The following is a 23436-nucleotide window of genomic DNA, read 5'->3' on the forward strand; positions in this document are numbered from 1 at the left end:
CGCGCCGAGGCCGGCCAGGGCGGCGGCCACGCCGGCCGTCGCGGGCCGCCCGAGCCTTGCCGGGGCCGATCGGGCCGGCGGCCCGGGCGCGGGAGGCGTCGGCGGCGTCGGAAATGAGGACGAGGAAACGTCGCGGCTGGCCATGTCGCCAGCTTAGATTTGCGGCCTGTGAGTCCTCCGCAACGGCCCGTGACGGCCGCGGTGATCGGGCATATCGTCCCCGTGTTCACGCTCAGCCGGAGGAGAGACCATGCTCGGTTCCGACCCGGCCGCCGGGCGCGGAGCGGATGCCCAGTGGAATAGGGCAGGATCGAAGGATCATGGCAACTCTCACCGCCCTCCCGCATGTCACCGATCCGGATGTGCTGTTCGAGGCCTTCGAAACGTGGGCGGGGGAGCAGGGTCTGTCCCTGTATCCCGCGCAGGAAGAGGCCCTGATCGAGATCGTCTCCGGGGCGAACCTGATCCTCAGCACCCCGACCGGCACCGGTAAGTCCCTGGTCGCCGTCGGTGCGCACTTCGCCGCGCTCTCGGCCGGCAAGCGCACCTTCTACACGGCGCCGATCAAGGCCCTCGTCAGCGAAAAGTTCTTCGCGCTGGTGGAGATCTTCGGCGCCGAGAACGTGGGCATGATGACGGGGGATTCCTCGGTCAACTCCGACGCCCCGATCATCTGCTGCACGGCGGAGATCCTGGCCAACCTCGCCCTGAGAAACGGTGAGGACACTCCTGTGGACCAGGTCGTGATGGACGAGTTCCACTTCTACGGCGACCCCGACCGCGGCTGGGCCTGGCAGGTGCCGCTGCTGCTCCTGCCCGGGGTGCAGTTCATCCTCATGTCGGCGACCCTCGGCGACGTCACGTTCATCGCCGACGACCTCTCGCGCCGCACCCGTCGGACCACCGCGGTCGTCACGGGCGTGGAGCGCCCGGTGCCGCTGCACTACTACTACGAGACCACGCCCGTGCATGAAACGGTGGAGGAGCTACTGAAGACCGGGCAGGCTCCGATCTACATCGTGCACTTCGCCCAGGCGGCCGCGCTCGAACGGGCTCAGGCCCTCAGCAGCGTCAAGGTCGCCACCAAGGAACAGAAGGAGGCGATCGCGGAGCTGATCGGCGAGTTCCGCTTCACCACGAGCTTCGGCAAGACCCTGTCCCGGCTGATCCGGATGGGCATTGGCGTGCACCACGCCGGCATGCTGCCCAAGTACCGCCGCCTGGTGGAGCAGCTTGCTCAGCGCGGCCTGCTCCGCGTCATCTGCGGCACCGATACCCTCGGCGTGGGCATCAACGTGCCGATCCGCACCGTGCTCTTCACCGCACTCACCAAGTACGACGGCGTCAAGATGCGCCAGCTCAACGCCCGCGAATTCCACCAGATCGCTGGCCGCGCGGGCCGGGCCGGCTACGACACGGCCGGCACCGTCGTCATCCAGGCGCCCGACCACGAAACCGACAACCTCAAGGCCATCGAGAAGGCCGGCGACGACCCCAAGAAGAAGCGCAAGATCATCCGCAAGAAGGCGCCCGAGGGTTTCGTGTCCTGGGGTGAGCCCTCGTTCCAGCGGCTCGTGGCGGCCGAGCCGGAAACGATGCACTCGAGCATGCAGATGACCGCGGCGATGCTGATCAATGTCATCGGGCGCGGCGGTGACGCGTTCACCCACGTCCACGACCTGATCTTCGACAACCACGAACCCTGGAATCGCCAGCTCGCGCACGCCCGGCGTGCCCTCGGGATCTACAAGACCCTGCGCGCGGCAGGGATCGTGGAGCAAAGCGCGGCCGGGGACATCCGTCTCACCGTCGACCTGCAGCCCAACTTCGCCCTCAACCAGCCACTGTCGCCGTTCGCGCTCGCCGCGTTCGACCTGCTCGACGCCGACCCCGATGTGGCCGGCCCCGGCAGCGGCCACTACGCCCTCGACATGATCTCCATCGTCGAGGCCACCCTCGACAACCCGCGCCCGGTGCTGATGGGCCAGCAGTTCGCGGCCCGCGGCGAGGCCGTGAACGCCATGAAACGCGAGGGCATCGAATACGACGAGCGGATGGCGCTGCTCGAGGAGATCACCTGGCCGAAGCCGCTCGAGGAGTTGCTGCACGTCACCTTCACCACCTACAAGGAATCCCAGCCGTGGATCGCCGACTTCGAGCTCAGCCCGAAGACGGTCGTGCGGGACATGTACGAGCGGGCCATGTCCTTCGGTGAGTTCGTGGCCTTCTACAAGCTCGCCCGCAGCGAGGGCGTCGTTCTCCGCTATCTCTCGGATGCGTACCGGGCCGCCCGGCAAACCATCCCCGACGACGCCAAGACGGAAGACCTGCTCGACCTGATCGAGTGGCTGGGCGAGCTGGTGCGCCAGGTCGACTCGAGCCTGCTCGACGAGTGGGAGGAACTCATCCACCCGGACCTTGCCGTGCACTCGGATGCTGCGCAGTCGGTGCTGCCGCCCGCGCCCCGCCGCCTGACCACCAATGCGCGCGCGTTCCGCATCCTGGTGCGCAACGAGCTCTTCCGCCGGGTGCAGCTGGCCGCGCTCGAGAACTATGACGCCCTGGGCGAGCTTGACCGGGAACACGGTTTCCACACGGATGCCTGGGTCGATGCCATGGACGGCTATTTCGCCGAGCACGACGAGCTGCTGACCGGGGCGAATGCGCGCAGCGCAGACCTGATCATCTTCGACGAGGGCGCATCCGTCTGGACCGTGCGGCAGATATTCGACGACCCGGCGGGGGACCACGACTGGGGCATCAGTGCCACGGTCGACCTGGCCGACTCCGACGAGCTGGGCGCCGCCGTCGTGCGCGTCACCGGCGTCGACCGGCTGTAGCGGGCCGGGCGGAAGCCGCACCGGGAGTACCGTGGGAGCATGACGCAGTCGCCAGCATCCGTCGCCCCAATCCGCACCGGACTGATCGGGTTCGGCACGTCCGGACGCGTGTTCCACAGCCCGCTCCTCGGCGCGAACCCCGAGTTCTCGCTCGACCTGATCGTCACCCGCGACCCCGTGCGGCGCGAGCAGGCCGGTGAGCGTCACCCGGGGGTGCGCCTGATGTCGACCGCCGAGGACCTGTTCGCCGCCGCGGACGACCTGGACCTGGTCGTGATCGGCTCACCGTCGGGCACGCACGTCGAACTCGCCCACGCCGCCCTCGACGCCGGGCTCGCCGTGGTCGTCGACAAGCCCTTCGCGGTGACGGCCCGGGAAGGCCGCGGCCTGATCGAGAAGGCCGTGAGCCTCGGCCTGCCGCTCACCGTGTTCCAGAACCGGCGCTGGGACGGCGACTTCCTCACCCTGCGTGGCGTAATCGAAGCGGGGGCGCTCGGCGATGTGCGCCGGTTCGAGTCCCGGTTCGAATGGTGGAAGCCGGAGCAGACCAAATCGTGGAAGGTCGGCGCGACCATCCAACAGGGCGGTGGGGTGCTCTTCGACCTCGGCGCCCACCTGATCGACCAGGCCCTGCAACTGTTCGGCCCGGTCGACGACGTCTACGCGGAGACCCTCATTCGACGCCCGGGTGGGGTCGCCGACGATGACACCTTCGTGGCGCTGCACCACGGGTCGGGGGTGCGCTCGCACCTGTGGATGAACGGGATCGCCGCCCAGGTCGGCCCGCGCTTCCACGTCCTCGGCTCCGAGGCGGGCTACACCAAGTGGGGCCTCGACGGCCAGGAGACCGCCCTCGCGGCGGGTGCCCGACCGACCGACCCGGGTTTCGGCGTCGACCCGGAGTCCGCCTGGGGCGTACTCGGACGGGACGGCGCGCTGACCCGGGTGCCGACCGAGCGCGGCAACTATGCGGCGTTCTACACCGGTCTGGCCGACGCGATCCTGCGTGGGGCTCCGATCCCGGTCGACCCGCGGGAGTCGCTGCGCACGATCACCCTGATCGAGCGCATCAACCTGCTGACGCACTAGGGCACGTGCGTCCCGGCCCCGCCGTTGCGGCGCACCCGGACGGACGGGGCCGACTCCACCGCGTGGACGCTGTCCATCGCTTAGGGAGGGCCGTGCCCCGTGTCGAACCAATTCGACGGAGATCCTGCTGTAAAAGTGCGTTCTCGGCGTGACTGGGTGCGATTCGGCCACAATCTCCGTCGAATTCGTTCGCAACGGAGTCGTTGAAGGGACGGCCCGACCGTCCCGCGAGAATGCTCTCCCGCGTGGATGGCGGTGCCATCCGGAGCGTCCGTTTCCGCGTCGGTCTCGGCCCGGAGAATTGTGGGAACCCCACTGCCGTGCCGCCCCGACGTTCGAGGCGTGTCACCACCTTGACGAGCGGACTACCGGAGCCCTAGAGAGAAGCTGGGAATGTACCCCTGAGCGCGCTACCCAGTGGTGGTCCAGTCGAGGTTGATCACGTCCCGGATGTAGATATTCTCACCCAGACCCGACACCGACGGATTCATGCGCAACAGCTGCTGCACCGGTAGGTCGAAGCGCTGCGCGATGGCGAAGAAGTCGTCGCCCTCCAGCACGGAGTAGCTGGTCGGGGCGCCCGCACCATCGGTGACCGGGGCGCCGGTGGCCCCCGTACTGGCGCCCAGGTCGACGGCCGGGCCCTCGGGCAGCGGCTCCACGGGCACGGCCTCGGCGTTGGGCGTGATAGTCGGATTCGGCACAACCGGGGCCTCGGGCTCAGGGGTCGGCGTGGGGGTGGGAGTCGCAGTGGGCGTCGGCGTGAGGGTAACCGTCGCGGTGACCACCGGAGCGGGGGCGCCGGCGCACCCGGTGAGGCCGAGCGGGAGCAGCAGCATGGCGGCCAGAGCGACCCGCGCCCAGACAGGAGTGGTTGTCGGTCGCGCAGAATTCATCGGATGTCCCCCTCGCAGAAAGTTCCGTTCGTGCCCCCGAGCGGATGCGTCCAGCTTAGGGCGCGAGTGGCGATGTCAGCACTCGATCACGTTGACGGCGAGGCCACCCTCACTGGTCTCCTTGTACTTGGTCGACATGTCCAGGCCGGTCTGGCGCATGGTTTCGATCACGGCGTCGAGGGAGACGAGGTGCGTGCCGTCGCCGTGCAGGGCCAGCCGGGCCGCCGACACGGCGGTCGACGCGGCGATGGCGTTGCGCTCGATGCACGGCACCTGCACGAGCCCGCCGACGGGGTCGCAGGTGAGGCCCAGGTGGTGCTCCATCGCGATCTCGGCCGCGTTCTCCACCTGCCGCGGCGTGCCGCCGAGAACGGCGCAGAGTGCGCCGGACGCCATGGCGCAAGCGGAGCCGACCTCGGCCTGGCAGCCGCCCTCCGCCCCGGAGATGGAGGCGTTGGCCTTTACGAGCGAACCGATGGCGACGGCGGTGAGCAGATAGCGACGGATTCCCGCGGCATCCGCCCCGGGCACGAAGCGCAGGTAGTAGTGGCCGACCGCGGGGATGATGCCGGCCGCGCCGTTGGTGGGGGCGGTGACCACGCGGCCGCCGGAGGCGTTCTCCTCGTTGACGGCGAGGGCGAATGCATGCAGCCATTCGGTCGAGGTGTCGCGTTCACGCGACGGCAGCCGGTCATATTCCTCTAGCTGCATGCGCACGGCCGCCGCGCGGCGCTTGACCTGAAGGCCGCCGGGGAGGGTGCCAGTGGCCTCGAGTCCTGACTCCACGCAGTCGCTCATGGCGTTCCAAATCGCGTCGAGGCCGACGTCGAGCGCCTCGGCCCCGTGGATCGTCTCCTCGTTGGCGCGTGCGATGTCGCAGATTGCGACGGCGTAAAGGTCGCAGAGGGCGAGGAGTTCGGCGCTGGAGGAGTACTGCCGCGGCTGTGGCACGGCCCTGCATGGGCCGATCGGGTCGCCGTCGCGCCGAATGAAGCCGCCGCCGATCGAGTACCAGGTCTCCTCGAGCAGGGGGACGGCGTCGTGCCCCCAGGCCGTGAGGGTCAGCGCGTTGGGGTGGCCGGGCAGCCGGGTGCGCGCCTCGAAGGACACGTCGTCCTTTCGCACGGGGATGGCATGGCTGCCGCCGAGCATCAGCACGGCGTCGTCGGCCAGGCCGGACCAGGCGGAGCGCACGTCATCCGGGTCGCAGGTCTCGGGGCGGAGCCCGGAGAGGCCGGCCAGGACTGCGTCGGGCGTGCCGTGGCCGAGTCCGGTCGAGCCGAGCGAGCCGTAGAGCGAGCAGCCGATTCGGGCCACGTCGGCGAGCAGACCGGCCTCGCGCAGGTGGTCGGCGAAGGTGAGCGCCGCCCGCATCGGGCCCACCGTGTGGGAGCTGGAGGGGCCGATGCCGATGGAGAAGAGGTCGAGTGCCGACACATACGCAGTCATCCGACCATCGTAACCGTGCCGGGGTTGTGCCCCGGGGACGGATCAGCGGATGGTTTTGCGCGCCGTGATCTGGCCGGTGTCGAACCCGAGGAGGTGCAGCCCGCCGTGGAACCGGGCGTGCTCGATCTTGATGCAGCGGTCCATCACCACGGTGAGCCCCTTCGATTCGCCGTATTCGGCGGCCTCTTGGTTCCAGATGCCCAGCTGCACCCAGACGGTGGGCGCCCCGATTGCGAGCACCTCGTCGATCACGGCCGGGATGTCGCCGGCGCGACGGAACACGTCGACGATGTCGGGCACCTCGGGCAGCGACGCGAGGTCCGGGTAGGCCGTCTCGCCGAGGATCGTCTTCGCGTTCGGGTTGACGAAGTAGACCCGGTAGTCGCTCGACTGCTGCAGGTAGGTACCCACGAAATAACTGGAGCGGGCCGGATTCGGCGACGCGCCGACGATGGCGATGGACTTCGCCGCCCGCAGGATCTTCAGCCGGGCCTTGGCGTCGGGACCCACCCAGGTGCGCTGGGATTTCAGCAGCTTCGCGAGGGGGGAACCGGTGGGCACTGAGCAGCTGAGCCCATTGGCGAGGTGCACGGTGTCGTGCGCGGCGGCATCCGTGACCGTTGCGGCGGCGCTGTCGGGGGTGGCATCGGGGGTGGCGTCGATGTTCACGTGGTGCTCGCTCATTTGGTCCCCGCAATCCGGCCAAGGGCCTGGTCGAGGTCGTAGATGATGTCCTCGACGTCTTCGATGCCCACGCTGATGCGCACGAGGCCGGGCAACACGCCGGCGTCGACGAGCTGGGTCTCGTTCAGCTGCGCATGGGTGGTGGAGGCCGGGTGGATGACCAGGGTCTTGGCGTCGCCGATGTTGGCGAGGTGGCTGGCCAGGTCGACCGATTCGATGAAGGTGCGCCCGGCGTCGCGGCCGCCCGTCACGCCGAAGCTGAAGACCGATCCGGGGCCCTGCGGCAGGTATTTGAGGCCCCGGTCATAGTGCGGGTGGGCCGGCAGCCCGGCCCAGTTGACGTACTCGATCCGGGGATCGGCGTCGAGCCACTCGGCAACCGCGCGCGCGTTGTCCACGTGCGCCTGCATGCGGAACGGGAGCGTCTCGACGCCCTGGGCGAGCAGAAACGCGGAGTGCGGGGAGAGGGCCGGGCCGATGTCGCGCAGCTGCTCGGCGCGCAGGCGGGTGAGGAACGCGTACTCGCCGAAGTTGCCGGCCCACTCGAGACCGCCGTAGCTGGGCACCGGCTCGCCGAAGAGCGGGAACTTGTCGCTGTGCCAGTCGAAGCGTCCGCTCTCGACGACGACGCCGCCGAGGGTGGTGCCGTGCCCGCCGAGGAACTTGGTGGCGGAGTGGATCACGATGTCGGCGCCCCACTCGATCGGCCGGGTCAGGTAGGGCGTGGCGATAGTCGAGTCGATCACCAGGGGGATCCCGGCCGCGTGGGCGACGGCGGCGAGTCCCTCGATGTCGGCGACCTCGCCGGACGGGTTGGCCACCGTCTCGGCGAAGATCAGCTTGGTTTTCTCGGTGATCGCGGCGGCGTAGTCGGCCGCGTCGGCGCTGCGCACGAACGTCGTCTCGACCCCGAACCGGCGCAGCGTCACGTCGAGCTGGGTGATCGAGCCGCCGTAGAGGTTGGCACTGGAGACGATGTGGTCTCCCGAGCCGGCGAGGCTGGCGAAGGTGATGTACTGCGCGGACAGGCCGCTGGCGGTGGCGACGGCGCCCAGCCCGCCCTCGAGGCTGGCCACGCGCTCCTCGAAGGCCGCCACGGTCGGGTTCGAGAGGCGGGAGTAGACGTTGCCGTACTTCTGCAGGGCGAAGCGGGCGGCGGCATCCAACGCGTCATCGAAGACGAACGCGCTGGTCTGGTAGATCGGCAGGGCCCGCGCGCCGGTCACGGCGTCGGGGATGTTGCCTGCGTGGATTGCCCGGGTCTTGAAACCGTACTCGCGATCTGCCATGGCCTTACGTTAGCGATGATCGGCGGGGGGTTCGGGACAAGGGCGTAACAGTGCGAAACGGATGCCGACTTGCGGCCGCCCCGGTGCCCGCGCCTGCCGCCCGGTCGGGCAGGATAAGGGCATGGAAGAGCGCGTGGAGACGGTCGTCATCGGCGGCGGGGCAATGGGGTCGGCGACGGCCTGGCAGCTGGCGCGGCGGGGCCGGCCGGTCACCGTGCTGGAGCGGTTCACGCCCGGGCACCTCAACGGCGCCTCGCACGGCGCCTCCCGCAATTTCAACACCGCCTACGCCGAACCGACCTACGTGGCGATGCTTGCCGAGGCGCTGTCGCTCTGGCGCGAGCTGGAAGCAGAGACGCAGAGCACACTCCTGCGTCAGGTCGGCGTCGTCAATCACGGGGCGAATCCGTCGTTCGACCGAGTGGCGGCAATGCTGGCCCGGGTGGGCCTGTGCGCCGAGTTTCTCGCCCCGGAGGCCGCAGCCGAACGCTGGCCGGGCATCCGCTTCGACGGCCGGGTGCTGTTCGCCCCCGACGCCGGCCGGGTGAACGCGGACGCCGCGGTGACCGCCCTGCAGACCGCCGCGGCCACCGCCGGGGCCGACGTGCGGCACGGCATCCGCGTGCAGCGCCTGGAAGTGCAGGGCGACGACCGGGTGCGGGTGACCCACGAGGCCGGCACGATCATCGCCCGCCGCGCCGTCGTCACGGTCGGCGCGTGGACCAGCGCACTGCTGGCCGGGGTGATCCCGATGCCGCGCCTCACGGTGACGCAGGAGCAGCCGGCGCACTTCGCCTTGCGCGACGCCTCCCCGGCCGCCGCCGCACACGCCGAGACCGAGTGGCCCGGCTTCAACCATGCGCCCGCCTGGTCCGACCCGCGCTACGGATACTGGTACTCGCCGGTCTACGGCATGTACACGCCCGGCCAGGGGATCAAGGCCGGCTGGCACGGCGTGGGTCCCGGCACCGACCCGGATGCGCGCAGCTTCCAACCCGAGCCCGTTCAGCTGGCTGCCCTGGCGCGCTATGTGCGCGAATGGCTGCCCGGCGCCGACCCCGACACGCTCGAACCGGTCAGTTGCACTTACACGACCACGGCCGACGAGGACTTCGTGCTCGACCGGGTGGGCCCCGTGATCGTGGGGGCCGGCTTTAGCGGCCACGGCTTCAAGTTCACGCCGACGGTCGGGCGAATCCTCGCCGACCTGACCACGGGCACCGCAGCCGCTCCGCCGCGGTTCGCCCTGAACCGGGCGCCGAACGCCGCGGCCGGGGGCTGGCTCTCCCGCCGTTGAGCGCCACCTCGCTGTTCGGCGTCGAACCAATTCGACGGAGATTCTGCTCTGAAAGTGCGTTTTCGGCCTGATTGCGTGCGATTCGGGCCAAATCTCCGTCGAATTCGTTCGGGACGGAGCCGCTGACACCGGCTCAGGGCAGCTGCACGGCGGCGAGGGCGAGGGTGGCGATCAACGTCCAGGAGGTCAGACCCACGAGGAGGGCCCTGCCTCCGGTGCGCAGGATGGAACCGAGGTTCACGGCGGCGCCGAGCCCGAAGAGCGCGGCCGCGAGCAGGTAGGTCTGCACGGTGTCCGCGCCGGCCAGCACGGCGTCCGGCAGCGGGGCGAACGTGCGCACGAGAACGGCGGCCAGGAAACCGGCCACGAACAGGGGCACGAGCGGCGGGCGGGACACGGGGGCATCCGTCACCGTGGCGACGCGCGTCTCGCGGCGGCGCTCGCCGACGGCGATGACGGCGACGATCGGCGCGAGTAGCAGCACCCGGGTGAGCTTCACGACGACGGCCACGGCTAGCGCGGCGGGCCCGGCGATCTGCGCGGTCGCGACGACCTGGCCGACGTCGTGCACGCCGGCGCCGACCCAGTGCCCGAACTGCAGATCGGTCAGACCGAGCGGATGCCACAGCACCGGCAGAACCGCGATGGCCAGCGTGCCGCAGAGTGTGACCAGGGCGATCGGGGTGGCGGTGTCGACATCCTTCGCCTTGACCACCCCGCTCATCGCGCCGATCGCGGACGCCCCGCAGATGGAGAAGCCGGTGGCGATCAGGATCGGCTGGCGGCCGGGCAGGCGAACCGCGCGCCCGAGCCAGTAGGTGCCGACGAAGGTGAGCAGCACGATCAGGACGGTGGTCATGATGGTCACCCAGCCCAAGCCCAGGATGTCCACCAGGCTCAGCTTCAGGCCGAGCAGCACGATGCCGATGCGCATGAACCGGGTGGCCGCGAGCTTCAGGCCCTTGGAAAGGACTCCCGTCAACGCACGGTGGGCGACCGGGAGATTACCGGCGACGATTCCGAAGGCGACAGCGAGCGTGAGCAGCGGCAGGGCAGGGATGACCGCGTGGACGATTCCGGCGAGCAGCGCGGCCGCAGCCGCGACCAGCACACCGGGCAGCGCGGCCGCAGCCGCGACCAGCACACCGGGCAGCCACATTGCACCGAGTTTACGGCCATCTTTGCCCGCGGCGGGCCTGGTACCCGTCGCCGACCCGTGAGAAAAGCCCCTCTCCCGCACGGGGACAGGGGCTTTGCTCACGGCTCGTCGGAGTGCTGCAGCCGATCTACCGGTGGTGGAACCGGGCGACCATCGGGCAGTCGAACGGGTCGCGGGCGCCGAGCCCGACCTTGTTCAGGTAAGCGATGACGATGCCGTAGGACTCGAAGAGCGACGTCTCCGTGTAAAGGATGTTGTGCGTCTTGCAGTATTCCTTGGTGATCTCCTGGGCCTTGCGCAGGTGCGGCCGGGCCATGTTCGGGAACAGGTGGTGCTCGACCTGATAGTTGAGCCCGCCCATGAACGTGTCCATGAACGTGCCGCCGCGGATGTTGCGGGAGGTGAGCACCTGACGGCGGAGAAAGTCCACTTTGCTCTCGTGGGGGAGCTGCGGCATGCCCTTGTGGTTCGGCGCGAAGGACGCCCCCATGTAGACACCGAAGACGGCCAGCTGCACGCCGATGAACGCGAACGCCATGCCGACGGGGAGGAAGTAGAAAATCGCGGCGACATAGAGCACGATGCGGGTGGTCAGCATACTGATCTCGAGCCAGCGCTTGTCGACCTTCTTCTTGCCGAAGACGGTTTTGAAACCCTGCACGTGCAGGTTGAACCCCTCGGCCATCAGGAGCGGGAAGAAGAGATAGCCCTGCTTGCGCGTGACGAACGAGCCGAGCCAGCTGACCTTCGCTGCGTCCTCTTCCCGAAAGACGATGAAGTCGGGGGCGATGTCCGGGTCCTTGCCGATGACGTTCGGATTGGCGTGGTGACGACTGTGCTTGTTCATCCACCAGGCGTAGCTGATGCCGACGAACAGGTTGGCGAGGATGCGCCCGGCGCGGTCATTGGCGCGACCGCCCTCGAACACTTGGCGGTGCGACGCCTCGTGGGCGAGGAACGCGTACTGGGTGAGGATGATGCCGAGCACGCCCGCGACGATGAGCTGGTACCAGCTGTCGCCGAGCAGCACGAACGCGGTCCCGGTTCCCAGGGTGGCGAGCACGAGCATGGAGAAGACGAACCAGTAGAAACCGGTGGCGCGCTTCAGAAGTCCAAGGTTGCGCACGGTGTGCAGCAGCGATGAATACTCGGTGGTGGGGTTTTTCGAATCGCCACCCGGGCGGGTCTTGACAATGCGCACCGTGGGTGCGGCAACAGCTTCCGACATGAGGCCTTTGGTTTGTATCCGGACTTCTCAGTCGATGATGGAGCAGACACTCGTAAAACAGATATCCATATTCTATGGGCCGGACCCCTTGGAAACGGGTGCTTTCACACCGCTTTCCCAGTCGGTATATGCCCACAGAGGCATATAAGTGGCTTCCGGTTTCCCGGAAAAGCACGTGAAAGTCAGCGCCAGCTGGGAAGCCAGATGTGCAGTTGCCAGAACGTAAACGGGGTCTGGATGCCCGTCCAGAGCGGGTAGAAATACGCGCTGAGGAGCGCGGCCGCCACCAGGAAGCCCAGCACGACCCAGCCTGCCCGGGGGAGCAGAACGCCGATCACGAAAGTGAGGCCGAGGAGCAGGTAGGGCTCGAACGCGATCGTGTAGAACTGGAAGACCGTGCGGTTTAGGTACATCAGCCAGGGCAGGTAGCCGGCGACCAGCCCCATCAGGATCAGGCCGACCTGCCACTCGCGATAGCGCGCCAGGCGATACACCAGGTAGAAGGCCGCCGCCGTGGCCGCCCACCAGATCATCGGATTCGCAATGCCGGTGATCGCCTCGGAGCAGGTGGCGACGTCGCATCCGTTCTCGCCCAGAGCGGAGCCGCGGTAGTACATGCTTGTCGGGCGGCTCATGAACAGCCAGGTCAACGGGTTCGCCTGATACGGATGCGGCGTGGAGAGCCCGACGTGATAGGTGTAAGCCGCCACCTGGTAGTGCCAGAAGCTTTGCACCGAGTCGGGAATCCAGGCGAGGGCGCCGGTCCACGCGGCATCCGGCGTAGTGGCCCAGTCGCGGTAGTAGCCTCCCCGGGTGACGAACCAGCCGGTCCAGGAGGCCAGGTAGGTGGCGACGGCCACCGGCACGATCAGCAGGAAGGTCGCCGGTGCCTGCTTGAGCACGGCGGCGCTGAACCAGAACGGGAGCCCGGCGCGGCGCCGGGCGAGGGCGTCGACGAGAACAAGGTAGACGCCGAAGGCGGCGAGGAAGTAGATGCCCGACCACTTGACGCTGCAGGCGAGCCCGAAGGCAAGGCCGGCCGCGAGCAGCCAGGGCCGCCGCCACAGGGTCGGCCCCCAGCCCGGCTCCCGCCCGGCCTCACGCGCCTGGACCAGGCGGGCAGACAGCCTGGTGGCGTGCCGGTCCCGGTCGAGCAGCACAGCGCCAAACCCGAGAAGGGAGAAGAACATCACGGAGTTGTCCAGCAGGGCCACGCGCGACATCACGATGGCGTTGCCGTCGATGGCGAAAAGGAACCCGGCGATCACGGCCAGCACGGTCGACGCGAACAGCTTCTTCGCGATCAACATCAGCAGCACGACCGCCAGCACACCGATCAGGGCGGTGGCGATCCGCCAGCCCCAGCTGTGTTCGGGGCCGACGACAGCCATACCCAGTGCGATCAGCCACTTGCCGAGCGGCGGATGCACCACGAACGACGGGTCGGACAGGAAGACATCGGTCTGCCCGGCGGCGAAGAGGGCGTCCGCCCCCTCGGGCCAGGTCGACTCGTAGCCGAGGTTGTTGAGAGTCCAGGCGTCTTTCACATAGAAGGTTTCGTCGAACACCAGCCCGTGCGGCACGCCGAGATTCCAGAGTCGCAGCACCGCCGCGAGCAGGGTCACCGCCAGCGGCCCGGCCCAGAAGAAAACGCGGCTTGTCACGAACACGTGACCATCGTAGTGATCCGTGGCTGCGAGACTGGGACCATGATCCTCCTGGCTGCCACCCCGATCGGAAACCTGGGCGACGCGTCAAAGCGTCTGATCGAGGCGCTCGGCACGATGACGATTATCGCCGCCGAGGACACCCGGGTCACCGTGCACCTGCTCAAGGCCCTGGGCATCGAGAACCGCCCGCGGCTGATCAGCCTGCACGACCACAACGAGCGCGGCAAGGCGGCCGAACTCGTCGAACTCGCCCGCGACACCGACATCCTGGTGCTCAGCGACGCAGGGATGCCGACGGTATCCGACCCGGGTTTCCACCTGGTGGATGCCGCGGTGGCGGCCGGCGTCGTCGTGTCGGTGTTGCCCGGGCCGTCGGCCGTGCTCGCCGCGCTCGCCGTGTCCGGGCTGCCGACGGACCGGTTCACCTTCGAGGGGTTCCTGCCCCGCAAGCACGGCGACCGGGTTTCGGCCCTCCGCGAGGTGGCCGCGGAGCGGCGCACAATGGTTTTTTTCGAATCGCCCAACCGGCTGGCGGCCTCCCTCACCGATCTGGCTGCGGTGCTCGGGGCCGGGCGCCGCGTCGTGGTCTGCCGTGAGCTGACCAAATTTTACGAGGAAGTGAAGCGCGGTACCGCGACCGAGCTGGCTGAGTGGGCCGCCGGCGGGGTCAAGGGCGAGATCGCCATTGTGGTCGCCGGGGCGGAGGCACGCGTGCTGGATCTGGAGACCGGGGTGGTCGAGGTGCTCGCGCTGGTGGAGTCGGGCATCCGTCTCAAGGATGCGGCCGCCGACGTGTCCGCCGCCACCGGGCTCGGCAAGCGCTCCCTCTACGAGGCGGCGCTGGAGCGCAAGACGGGCAAGCCCGCCGCGGCCCGCGCGGACTTCCAGGCTCTGCCTCTGCCCTGACAGGAGTTCGCGGCCGGGGGGCACGACGGCGCGATCGTGCTCAGCAGATCCCGTGGACTACCCGCACCAAAAGGCGCGCGGCCTGGACGTGCGGGAGTCCCTCGCCCTCCGGGACGCCCCGAACCGGACCCGGGCCCGGCCGCGCGGCAGGTGCTGCCGCCCGACTTCGGCCCACGCACCACGACGAACGCGGCACAAGGTAACACGGCCAGCGTCATCCGCTGCTCCTAATAGGATGAGAGCATGTCCGACGGCTCATCTTTTTACATCACCACGCCCATTTTCTACGTGAATGATGTCCCCCACATCGGGCACGCCTATACCGAGGTGGCTGCCGACGTGCTCGCACGCTGGCACCGGCAGTCCGGCGAGGATGCCTGGCTGCTCACCGGAACGGACGAGCACGGGCAGAAGATCCTGCGCACCGCGACCGCCAACGGCGTCACGCCGAAGGAGTGGGCCGACCGTCTGGTCGAAACCGCCTGGAAGCCGCTGCTGAAGACGGTCGACATCCGAAACGACGACTTCATCCGCACCACCGATGTGCGCCACGAAGTGAACGCGCAGAAGTTCCTGCAGCACCTCTACGACTCCGGCCACATCTACACCGGCGAGTACGAGGGCTTCTACTGCGTCGGCTGCGAGGAGTACAAGCAGCCGAGCGACCTCATCGATGGGGTCGGCGAGTACGCCGGGCAGCAGGTCTGCGCCATCCACTCCATCCCCTGCGAGCTGTTGCACGAGAAGAACTACTTCTTTCGGATGAGCACGTTCGCCGACCAGCTCCTCGCCCTGTACGAGGAGAACCCGAACTTCGTACAGCCCGCGTCGGCGCGCAACGAGGTAATATCCTTCGTCAAGCAGGGCCTCAGCGACCTGTCGATCTCCCGCTCCAGTTTCGACTGGGGCATCAAGGTGCCTTGGGACGACAGCCACGTCGTCTACGTCTGGTTCGACGCCCTGCTCAACTACATCACCGCCGCCGGCTACGGCCACGACGACGAGAAGTTCAGCCGCCTCTGGCCGGCGACGCACGTCGTGGGCAAAGATATTTTGCGTTTCCACGCCGTCATCTGGCCTGCAATGCTCCTCGCCGCGGGCATCGAGGTGCCTCGGCAGGTCTTCGGGCACGGCTGGTTGCTCGTGGGCGGCGAGAAGATGAGCAAGTCCAAGCTCACCGGCATCGCCCCAAACCAGATCACGGATACGTTCGGCTCCGACGCCTTCCGCTATTACTTCATGCGCGCGATCAGCTTCGGCCAGGACGGCTCCTTCTCCTGGGAAGACCTGTCCGCCCGGTACCAGTCCGAGCTGGCCAACGGCTTCGGCAACCTCGCCTCCCGCGTGATCGCCATGGTCGTGCGCTATTGCGACGGCGAGATCCCCGTCGCCGGCGACTTCAGCGAGGCCGACGAGCTCATTCGCGGCACCGAGAAGCGGGTGACGGATGCCGCCACACTGGCCATCGGACACCTCGCCATCCACGACGCCATCGCCGCGATTTGGGAACTGGTCGACGAGCTCAACGGCTACATCACCGCCCAGGAGCCGTGGTCGCTCGCGAAGGACCCGGCCGACCGGGACCGACTCGAAGCCGTGCTGGTCACCGCCGTGCGCGGACTGGGCACGCTCGCCGTGCTGCTCTCGCCGGTCGTACCGCAGGCCACGGCGAAGCTCTGGACCGCCCTCGGCGGCATCGGCCTGGTCACCGACCAGCGCATCGACCGGGCCTGGGAGTGGACCGGCGGCCCGCGGGTCTCCCCGCTCGAGGCGCTTTTCCCGCGCATCGAGGCCACGGTTGGCTGACGAGCCCGGGCCCGAAGCCGGCCCCGTGCGCCAGCGCGAAAAAGGTGCCGGCCGGGACCTGAGCTACCCGCCGCTGCCCGACCCTCTCATCGTGCCGGTCTACGACAACCACACCCACTTGGAGATCGCCGACGGCGAGCAGTCGCTCAGCGTGGCCGAGCAGCTCGACCGCGCGTCCAGCGTCGGCGTGCGCGGCGTCATCCAGGTCGGCGGCGACCTGAAGACCTCGCGCTGGTCGGCCGCGATGGCCGCCCGGGAGCCGCGCATGCTCGCGGCCGTCGCCATCCACCCCAACGAGGCCCCGGTCTACGAGGCCGCCGGCACCCTCGACGACGCCCTGGCTGAGATCGCCGAGCTGGCGACGCGCCCGCGCGTGGTCGCCATCGGGGAGACCGGACTGGACTTTTTCCGCACCGGCCCCGAAGGACACGCCAGCCAGCTCCGCTCCTTCGAGGCGCACATCGACATCGCCAAGCAGAACGGCCTCGCGTTGCAGATCCACGACCGCGACGCCCACGCCGCGGTGATCGAGACCCTGCTGCGGGTCGGCGCGCCCGATCGCACCGTCTTCCACTGCTTCTCCGGCGACGTCGAGATGGCCCGCATCCTCGCCGACAACGGCTGGTACCTCTCGTTCGCGGGAACCGTGACCTTCAAGAACGCCCAGAATCTGCGGGAGGCCCTGGCCGCGGTGCCGCGCCGGCTGCTGCTGGTCGAGACGGATGCCCCGTTCCTCACCCCCGCACCCTTCCGCGGCCGCCCGAACGCGCCGTACCTGCTGCCGCACACCCTGCGCGTCATGGCCGACCACCTCGAAACGGAGGCCACCATTCTCGCCACCCAGATTTCGTCCAACACCGAACTCGTCTACGGGCGGTGGGACGCCGAACCGGTGACGGTGACGGTCACCGAGCCAGAGCCCGACACGAGCTGGTTCGGAGGCCTCGCATGACCCCGCCCCGCCACGGCTACGCTCCCGGAGACGAACCCGAGGCCGGCACCCGACCCGTCAGCGACGAAGTGACCGGCGGCCGGCACGCCGCGCCGGCCGCCGTGCCGGAGCCGGCATCCGCTCTCGAAACGGATGCCGAGCCCGCGGATCCCGCTGCAGCACCCGCTGCTGCTCCAGCCGCCGCTCCCGGCGCACGGTCCCTCCTCGGCCCCGCCGAGATCCGCGACCTGGCCGAGATGCTGGGCGTCAACCCCACCAAGAAGCTCGGCCAGAACTTCGTCATCGACGGCAACACCGTGCGCCGCATCGTCAGGGTCGCAACCGTCTCACCCGGCGACACTGTGCTGGAGGTGGGCCCCGGGCTGGGATCCCTCACGCTGGGGCTGCTCGAGACCGGCGCGACCGTCGTGGCCGTGGAGATCGATGACCGGCTCGCCGAGCAGCTGCCGCTGACGGTCGAGCTGATGCATCCCGGCGCGCCGCTCACCGTCATCCGCAACGACGCGCTCAAGATCATGGAACTGCCCGGCGACCCGAGCCGCCTCGTGGCGAACCTGCCGTATAACGTGTCGGTGCCGGTGCTGCTCTACCTGCTGGAGCACTTTGCCTCCATCCGGGCCGGAGTGGTCATGGTGCAGGCCGAAGTGGGAGAGCGCCTCGCGGCGCCATCCGGTAGCAAGGTCTACGGCAGCCCGAGCGTCAAGGCCGCCTGGTACGGGGCATTCCGCACCGCCGGCAAGGTCAGCCGCCAGGTGTTCTGGCCGGTTCCCGGCGTCGATTCGATCCTGATCGCCTTCGAACGACGCGCCCGGCCGCTCGAATCCGAGGAATTGCGCCGCGCCACCTTCGCCCTCGTCGATGCCGCGTTCCAGCAGCGCCGCAAAATGCTGCGCCAGTCGTTGTCCTCCGTTCTCGGTGACCCATCGAGTGCCACCGAGATCATGACGCACGCCGGAATCGACCCTACCGAGCGCGGCGAGCAGCTCACGGTCGAGGACTTCCTGGCGATCGCCCGCGCCCAGCTCGCCGCACACTGACGCGTGCCGCCGCGGGGCAGTCGCGAGTGTGCGGCTGGGCTAGGTTAGTCACATGACCAACCCGGCCCCTTCCCCCGTGGTGCATGCGCGGGCGCCCGGCAAGATCAACGTTTGCCTCAAGGTCGGTGCGGTCCTCGAAGACGGGTACCACGAGGTGGCCACCGCCTACCAGGCCGTGTCACTGTTCGAAGACGTGCGCGCTTGGCCGGCCGACGACTTCTCGGTCGTGTTCACCGGCACCATAGATGCCTCGGGTCTCGCCGTCGACGGCAGCAACCTCGCCATCAAGGCCGCGCGCGCCCTGGCCCGCAAGGCCGGCTATCGCGGGGGAGTGCGCCTCTCGATCGAGAAGAACGTGCCCATCGCCGGCGGCATGGGTGGTGGGTCGGCGGATGCCGCGGCCACCCTCCTCGCTTGCGACACCCTGTGGGGAACCGACGCCACCCGCGACGACCTCATCGAGATCGCCGCGACCCTCGGCGCTGACGTCCCGTTCGCCTTCACCGGCGGCACCGCCATCGGCACCGGGCGCGGCGACCAGCTCAGCCCAGCCCTGGCCAAGGGGCAGTTCCACTGGGTGCTCGCCCTCGCCGACTTCGGCCTCTCGACCCCCGGCGTCTACAACGAGCTCGACCGCCACCGCGAACGCCACGCCCAGGACATCTTCCCAGCCCAGATCCAGCCCTCCGTCGACACCAACGTGCTGCAGGCGCTTCGGGCCGGCGACCCGCGGATGCTGGCCGAGGCGCTGCACAACGACCTGCAGGCCCCCGCGCTGCACCTAGCCCCCGGCCTGGGCAAGGTGCTCGAGTTGGGCGAGGCGAACGGCGCCCTGGCCGGCCTGCTCTCCGGCTCCGGCCCGACCGTGGCCTTCCTGGTCGCTGATGCCGACAGCGCCCTCGAACTGCAGGTCGCGCTGAGCGCGTCCCGGCTGCGCGTGGTGCGCGCCACCGGGCCGGTGCACGGGGCCCGGATCATCCACGACTAGCCCCCCGTTTTGCCGCAACTGTGGCCCGGTCGGACATCTGTTGCCGGTGTGCCGGCAACAGATGTCCGATTCGGCAACAGTCAGGCCACCGGGTGCGAAACCGGGGCGCGCGGGCCTCTCAGCCGCGCCAGCTAAACTCGAAAGCTATGGCACATTTGCTCGGGGCCGAGTCCCTGCACCTTGAATTTCCCACCCGCGTTATTTTTGACAGCGTCACCGCCGGTCTCAACGAAGGCGACCGGATCGGCGTCGTCGGCCGCAACGGCGACGGCAAGTCCACCCTGATGCGCCTGCTCGCCGGCCGGATGGAACCCGACGCGGGCCGCGTCACGCGCCGGCGCGGCGTCACCATCGGCATGCTCGACCAGTCCGACGACCTCGCTTCGGGCCAGACCGTGGGCCACACCATCGTCGGCGGCATCGACGAGCACGTCTGGGCGGGCGACGCCAAGGTGCGCGACGTGATTGCGGGACTCGTGCGGGACATCCCCTGGGACGCCCTTGTCGACGACCTCTCCGGTGGCCAGCGTCGCCGGGTGGCTCTGGCCTCCGTGCTGATCGGTGACCACGACGTCATCTTCCTCGACGAGCCCACCAACCACCTCGACGTGGAGGGCATCTCCTGGCTCGCCGGTCACCTGAAGACCCGCTGGGCCACGAACTCCGGCGGCCTGGTGGTCGTCACCCACGACCGGTGGTTCCTCGACGAGGTCTGCAACATGACCTGGGAGGTGCACGACCGCCTGATCGAACCGTTCGAGGGTGGCTACGCCGCCTACATCCTGCAGCGCGTCGAACGCGACCGGATGAGCGCGGCCTCCGAATCCAAGCGCCAGAACCTGATGAAGAAGGAACTGGCCTGGCTGCGGCGCGGAGCCCCCGCCCGCACCGCGAAGCCCAAGTTCCGCATCGACGCCGCGAACGAGCTGATCGAGAACGAGCCGCCGCCCCGCGACACCGTGTCGATGCAGTCGATGGCCATGCAGCGCCTGGGCAAGGATGTCGTCGACCTGATCGACATCGGCGTGAAGTTCGGCGAGAAGACCGTGCTGAACGACATCACCTGGCGCATCGCACCAGGCGAGCGCACCGGCATCATGGGCGTCAACGGCGCCGGCAAAAGCACGCTCCTGAACCTGGTGGCCGGCACACTTCTGCCCACCACGGGCACCGTCAAGCGCGGCAAGACCATCAAGGTCGCCGTGCTCACCCAGCAGCTGTTCGAACTCGACGACATCCAGAACGACCGCGTCAGCGAGGTCATCGGCCGCCAGAAGACGTCGTACATGGCCGGCGGCAAGGAAATCACGCCCGGCCAGATGCTCGAGCGCATGGGTTTCATGAGCGCCCAGCTGACCACCCAGGTCAAGGATCTGTCCGGTGGCCAGAAGCGCCGCCTGCAGCTGCTGCTGATCGTGCTCGACGAGCCCAATGTGCTGATCCTCGACGAGCCCACCAACGACCTGGACACCGACATGCTCGCGGCCATGGAAGACCTGCTCGACTCCTTTCCCGGCACCCTCCTCGTGGTCTCGCACGACCGGTACCTGATCGAGCGCGTCACCGACAACCAGTACGCGGTCACCGAGGGCGGCTTCCGCCACCTTCCCGGAGGTGTGGACCAGTACCTCGAGATGCGCAAGAAGCAGACGAGCGGCATTGACAAGCCCGCCGAGGCGAACGCGGCGAACACCTCCGGCGGGAAGGCGGCGCGCAAGCTCGCCATCGGTGGCGCCGACCTCCGCAACGCGCAGAAGGAACTCGCCTCCATCGATCGCAAGGTCGCCAAGCAGAACGCGCGGATCGCGGCCCTGCACGAAAGCCTCGCCGTGCACGACCAGTCCGACTTCGACGGCCTCGGCGTGCTCAGCACCGAACTGCAGACGCTCGAGTCCGCCATCGCCGGCTTCGAAACCCGCTGGATCGAACTCTCTGAGTTGATCGAGGGCTGAAGTCGCAGATGCTGTGACCGCGTGTGACGTTGGCGCGCACGCGGCGCAGCATCTCCCGTTAGCCTTGGAACGTGCCTCGCGACGCAGCGGCACAGACTCCCACCCCTCTTTGTCCCGTGGTCCCTCTGTGCCCGAAATCGCGCCGGCACCCACCGCCGTTCAGACGGCACCGAAGCCAACAAGGGGAACCCCATCGTGAACAAGAAACTGCTCGCCGCTCTCGCGGTCGTACCGCTCGTCGCCCTGCTCGCCGGTTGCTCCGGTGCGGCCGCCGACGAGACCGTGAAGATCGGCGTCGTCGGCGCCAGCGACCCATACTGGGCTGTCTACGAGGAAGCCGCGGCGGATGCCGGCATCACCGTCGACATCGTCGACTTCACCGAGTTCGGGCAGCCGAACCCGGCCCTGTCTGCCGGCGAGCTCGACCTGAACCAGTTCCAGCACATCGTCTACCTCGCCGAGTACAACGTGGCCAGCAAAGAAGACCTCGCGCCGGTCGGCGCCACCGCGATCTACCCGCTCGCCCTGTACTCGACCCAGTATGACGACGTCAGCAAAATCAAGAAGGGCGACACCGTCGCTGTGCCGAACGATGCCAGCAACCTGGCTCGCGCGTTGCTCGTACTGCAGTCGGCGAAGCTGATTACGCTCTCCGACGGTGGCAGCATCTACTCGACCCTCGACGATATCGATAAGAAAAAGTCCAAGGTCACCGTGACCGCGCTCGAGGCCTCGCTCACCGCCACGTCGCTTCCCGATGTCGCCGCCGCGATCATCAACAACGACTTCGTCGAGAAGGCCGGTTTGAAGGTTGAGGATGCCCTCGCCCAGGACGACCCCGCCGACCCCAACGCGCTCCCGTACGTGAACGTTTTCGCGGCCCGCGCAAAGGACAAGGACAACGCCACCTACCAGAAGCTGGTCGAAATCTACCAGACAACGAAGGCCGTTCAGGATGGCGTGATCGACGTGTCCGCCGGTTCCGCGGTGATGGTCAAGACCCCGGTCGCCGACCTCGAGGCCTCCCTCGCCACGGTCGAGAAGGACACCATAGCCCAGAGGTAGCGCCGCCCGACCTCAGCCCAGCACAGCCGCACAGTCCGGCGCCACGCCAGTCAGTAAGGACGTCCCATGCCTGCCCCCACCCCCGTTGTCGAACTGCGTGACGTGAGCAAGGTGTACCTGCCCACGACCCGGGGCGGGGCCGAGGTCGTCGCCATCGACAAGGTCAGCCTCACGATCGACGCCGGGGATGTCTACGGCATCATCGGTTATTCGGGGGCAGGCAAGAGCACCCTGGTGCGGCTTGTGAACGCTCTCGAACGGTCGACGTCGGGCGAGATCCTGATCAACGGCACCGACATCGCCCGCCTGCCCGAGCGGGAGCTGCGCCCGGTGCGGCTGGGCATCGGGATGATCTTCCAGCAGTTCAACCTTCTGGGGTCACGCTCCGTCGCGGCGAACGTCGCCTACCCGCTCGAGGTGGCCGGACAATCGAAGGAGACGCGCCGGGCCCGGGTCGCCGAGATGCTCGACTTCGTCGGGCTCGGCGACAAGGCGGGCGCCTATCCCGACCAGCTCTCCGGCGGTCAGAAGCAGCGCGTGGGCATCGCACGGGCCTTAGCCAGCCAGCCGGGCATCCTGCTCGCCGACGAGGCCACCAGCGCCCTCGACCCGGAGACCACCTCCGAGGTTCTGGACCTGCTCGGGCGGGTGAATAAGGAATTCGGGGTCACCATTATCGTGATCACGCACGAGATGGATGTCATCCAGACCCTGGCGACGAAGGTCGCCGTGATGGACCAGGGCCGGGTGATCGAGCGCGGCGACGTGTTCGACGTGTTCTCGAACCCGCAGCAGGCGGCCTCCGCCCGGTTCGTCTCGACTGTTGTCAAGGGTCTCCCTTCTTCGTCGGAACTCGCCGTGCTGCGGCGGCGTCACCCGGGCCGCCTCGTCACGCTGGCGTTCCGCGACAGCAGCGTCGATCAGGCCCGCGTGTTCGGCGAGTTCGTCTCCGCCGGCGTCACCTTCGAGGTCGTCTACGGCGGCATCAACGAGATCCAGGGCCGGTCGTTCGGACACCTGACGCTGGCACTGGCCACGCCGGGGGCGACGGATGCCGCGGCCGACGCCGCCATCGACGCCGCGCTCGACCGGGTGCGAACCCTCACGACCGTGACCGAGGTGCGCTGAG

The 23436-nt window shown here is 68.5% G+C and carries 18 protein-coding genes; 11 read left to right on the top strand and 7 right to left on the bottom strand.

What is annotated here, in order from left to right; translation table 11 throughout:
• Nucleotides 1-320 precede the first annotated feature (320 nt).
• Both E3O47_RS10290 and E3O47_RS10295 read left to right on the top strand, forming a co-directional pair.
• Nucleotides 321-2840, top strand: coding sequence for a DEAD/DEAH box helicase (locus E3O47_RS10290; protein ID WP_241973042.1), 2520 nt, complete (start codon nt 321-323; stop codon nt 2838-2840).
• A 39-nt stretch (nt 2841-2879) separates the two neighbouring features.
• Nucleotides 2880-3929, top strand: a complete 1050-nt coding sequence (locus E3O47_RS10295; RefSeq protein WP_104100795.1) for a Gfo/Idh/MocA family oxidoreductase — start codon at nt 2880-2882, stop codon at nt 3927-3929.
• Nucleotides 3930-4339: 410 nt separating this feature from the next.
• Here E3O47_RS10295 and E3O47_RS10300 read toward each other — a convergent pair whose 3' ends face one another.
• The 4 genes from E3O47_RS10300 to E3O47_RS10315 form a co-directional block, all read right to left on the bottom strand.
• A complete protein-coding gene (locus tag E3O47_RS10300; RefSeq protein ID WP_134343507.1) occupies nt 4340-4825 on the bottom strand; it encodes a LysM domain-containing protein in 486 nt (161 codons plus the stop codon).
• Between the two features lie 75 nt (nt 4826-4900).
• Nucleotides 4901-6274: an L-serine ammonia-lyase gene (locus E3O47_RS10305; RefSeq protein WP_134401731.1), complete on the bottom strand. Its 1374-nt coding sequence runs from the start codon at nt 6272-6274 to the stop codon at nt 4901-4903.
• Nucleotides 6275-6316: 42 nt separating this feature from the next.
• On the bottom strand, nt 6317-6808 hold the full coding sequence (locus E3O47_RS10310; RefSeq protein ID WP_241976895.1) for a CoA-binding protein: 492 nt from the start codon (nt 6806-6808) through the stop codon (nt 6317-6319).
• Nucleotides 6809-6954: 146 nt separating this feature from the next.
• Nucleotides 6955-8247, bottom strand: a complete 1293-nt coding sequence (locus E3O47_RS10315; RefSeq protein WP_134420441.1) for an O-acetylhomoserine aminocarboxypropyltransferase/cysteine synthase family protein — start codon at nt 8245-8247, stop codon at nt 6955-6957.
• A 121-nt stretch (nt 8248-8368) separates the two neighbouring features.
• Between E3O47_RS10315 and E3O47_RS10320 the strand changes: the two genes are divergently transcribed.
• On the top strand, nt 8369-9544 hold the full coding sequence (locus E3O47_RS10320; protein WP_134420443.1) for an FAD-dependent oxidoreductase: 1176 nt from the start codon (nt 8369-8371) through the stop codon (nt 9542-9544).
• 133 nt (nt 9545-9677) lie between these two features.
• Here E3O47_RS10320 and E3O47_RS10325 read toward each other — a convergent pair whose 3' ends face one another.
• The 3 genes from E3O47_RS10325 to E3O47_RS10335 form a co-directional block, all read right to left on the bottom strand.
• Nucleotides 9678-10703: a putative sulfate exporter family transporter gene (locus E3O47_RS10325; protein ID WP_134420445.1), complete on the bottom strand. Its 1026-nt coding sequence runs from the start codon at nt 10701-10703 to the stop codon at nt 9678-9680.
• Between the two features lie 127 nt (nt 10704-10830).
• Entirely contained in the window at nt 10831-11931 is a 1101-nt protein-coding gene (locus tag E3O47_RS10330) for an acyl-CoA desaturase (protein WP_134343501.1), read from the bottom strand.
• 182 nt (nt 11932-12113) lie between these two features.
• A complete protein-coding gene (locus E3O47_RS10335; RefSeq protein WP_134420447.1) occupies nt 12114-13601 on the bottom strand; it encodes a phospholipid carrier-dependent glycosyltransferase in 1488 nt (495 codons plus the stop codon).
• A gap of 39 nt (nt 13602-13640) precedes the next feature.
• Between E3O47_RS10335 and rsmI the strand changes: the two genes are divergently transcribed.
• The 8 genes from rsmI to E3O47_RS10375 all read left to right on the top strand — a co-directional run bounded on the left by rsmI (nt 13641) and on the right by E3O47_RS10375 (nt 23435).
• Nucleotides 13641-14507 carry a 16S rRNA (cytidine(1402)-2'-O)-methyltransferase gene (gene rsmI, locus E3O47_RS10340; RefSeq protein ID WP_134420449.1) on the top strand — a complete coding sequence of 289 codons (867 nt, stop codon included), beginning with the start codon at nt 13641-13643 and terminating at the stop codon, nt 14505-14507.
• Nucleotides 14508-14750: 243 nt separating this feature from the next.
• Nucleotides 14751-16313 (top strand): methionine--tRNA ligase, encoded by a 1563-nt coding sequence (gene metG, locus E3O47_RS10345; RefSeq protein WP_134374562.1) that lies wholly within the window; start codon nt 14751-14753, stop codon nt 16311-16313.
• A complete protein-coding gene (locus tag E3O47_RS10350; protein ID WP_241986173.1) occupies nt 16306-17265 on the top strand; it encodes a TatD family hydrolase in 960 nt (319 codons plus the stop codon). The genes metG and E3O47_RS10350 overlap by 8 nt, the downstream gene beginning before the upstream one ends.
• Before the next feature lie 236 nt (nt 17266-17501).
• The gene (gene rsmA / locus E3O47_RS10355; RefSeq protein WP_233191393.1) at nt 17502-18302 is read left to right on the top strand and encodes a 16S rRNA (adenine(1518)-N(6)/adenine(1519)-N(6))-dimethyltransferase RsmA; all 801 of its coding nucleotides are present in this window, start codon (nt 17502-17504) and stop codon (nt 18300-18302) included.
• A 52-nt stretch (nt 18303-18354) separates the two neighbouring features.
• Complete coding sequence (locus tag E3O47_RS10360) at nt 18355-19290, top strand: 4-(cytidine 5'-diphospho)-2-C-methyl-D-erythritol kinase (RefSeq protein ID WP_104100807.1); 936 nt, start codon at nt 18355-18357, stop codon at nt 19288-19290.
• Between the two features lie 146 nt (nt 19291-19436).
• Nucleotides 19437-21242: an ABC-F family ATP-binding cassette domain-containing protein gene (locus E3O47_RS10365; RefSeq protein ID WP_104100808.1), complete on the top strand. Its 1806-nt coding sequence runs from the start codon at nt 19437-19439 to the stop codon at nt 21240-21242.
• 195 nt (nt 21243-21437) lie between these two features.
• Nucleotides 21438-22307: a MetQ/NlpA family ABC transporter substrate-binding protein gene (locus tag E3O47_RS10370; protein ID WP_134343499.1), complete on the top strand. Its 870-nt coding sequence runs from the start codon at nt 21438-21440 to the stop codon at nt 22305-22307.
• A 66-nt stretch (nt 22308-22373) separates the two neighbouring features.
• Nucleotides 22374-23435, top strand: coding sequence for a methionine ABC transporter ATP-binding protein (locus E3O47_RS10375; protein ID WP_104100810.1), 1062 nt, complete (start codon nt 22374-22376; stop codon nt 23433-23435).
• Nucleotide 23436 lies beyond the last annotated feature (1 nt).

Origin of the sequence: Cryobacterium sp. TMT2-17-1 (assembly GCF_004402765.1) — a bacterium.
Lineage (GTDB): Bacteria > Actinomycetota > Actinomycetes > Actinomycetales > Microbacteriaceae > Cryobacterium > Cryobacterium sandaracinum.

Coding starts and splice junctions, on each gene's coding strand:
- E3O47_RS10290 (WP_241973042.1), top strand. CDS start 321: ATGGCAACTCTCACCGCCCTCCCGCATGTCACCGATCCGGATGTGCTG.
- E3O47_RS10295 (WP_104100795.1), top strand. CDS start 2,880: ATGACGCAGTCGCCAGCATCCGTCGCCCCAATCCGCACCGGACTGATC.
- E3O47_RS10300 (WP_134343507.1), bottom strand. CDS start 4,825: ATGAATTCTGCGCGACCGACAACCACTCCTGTCTGGGCGCGGGTCGCT.
- E3O47_RS10305 (WP_134401731.1), bottom strand. CDS start 6,274: ATGACTGCGTATGTGTCGGCACTCGACCTCTTCTCCATCGGCATCGGC.
- E3O47_RS10315 (WP_134420441.1), bottom strand. CDS start 8,247: ATGGCAGATCGCGAGTACGGTTTCAAGACCCGGGCAATCCACGCAGGC.
- E3O47_RS10320 (WP_134420443.1), top strand. CDS start 8,369: ATGGAAGAGCGCGTGGAGACGGTCGTCATCGGCGGCGGGGCAATGGGG.
- E3O47_RS10325 (WP_134420445.1), bottom strand. CDS start 10,703: ATGTGGCTGCCCGGTGTGCTGGTCGCGGCTGCGGCCGCGCTGCCCGGT.
- E3O47_RS10330 (WP_134343501.1), bottom strand. CDS start 11,931: ATGTCGGAAGCTGTTGCCGCACCCACGGTGCGCATTGTCAAGACCCGC.
- rsmI (WP_134420449.1), top strand. CDS start 13,641: ATGATCCTCCTGGCTGCCACCCCGATCGGAAACCTGGGCGACGCGTCA.
- metG (WP_134374562.1), top strand. CDS start 14,751: ATGTCCGACGGCTCATCTTTTTACATCACCACGCCCATTTTCTACGTG.
- rsmA (WP_233191393.1), top strand. CDS start 17,502: ATGCTGGGCGTCAACCCCACCAAGAAGCTCGGCCAGAACTTCGTCATC.
- E3O47_RS10360 (WP_104100807.1), top strand. CDS start 18,355: ATGACCAACCCGGCCCCTTCCCCCGTGGTGCATGCGCGGGCGCCCGGC.
- E3O47_RS10365 (WP_104100808.1), top strand. CDS start 19,437: ATGGCACATTTGCTCGGGGCCGAGTCCCTGCACCTTGAATTTCCCACC.
- E3O47_RS10375 (WP_104100810.1), top strand. CDS start 22,374: ATGCCTGCCCCCACCCCCGTTGTCGAACTGCGTGACGTGAGCAAGGTG.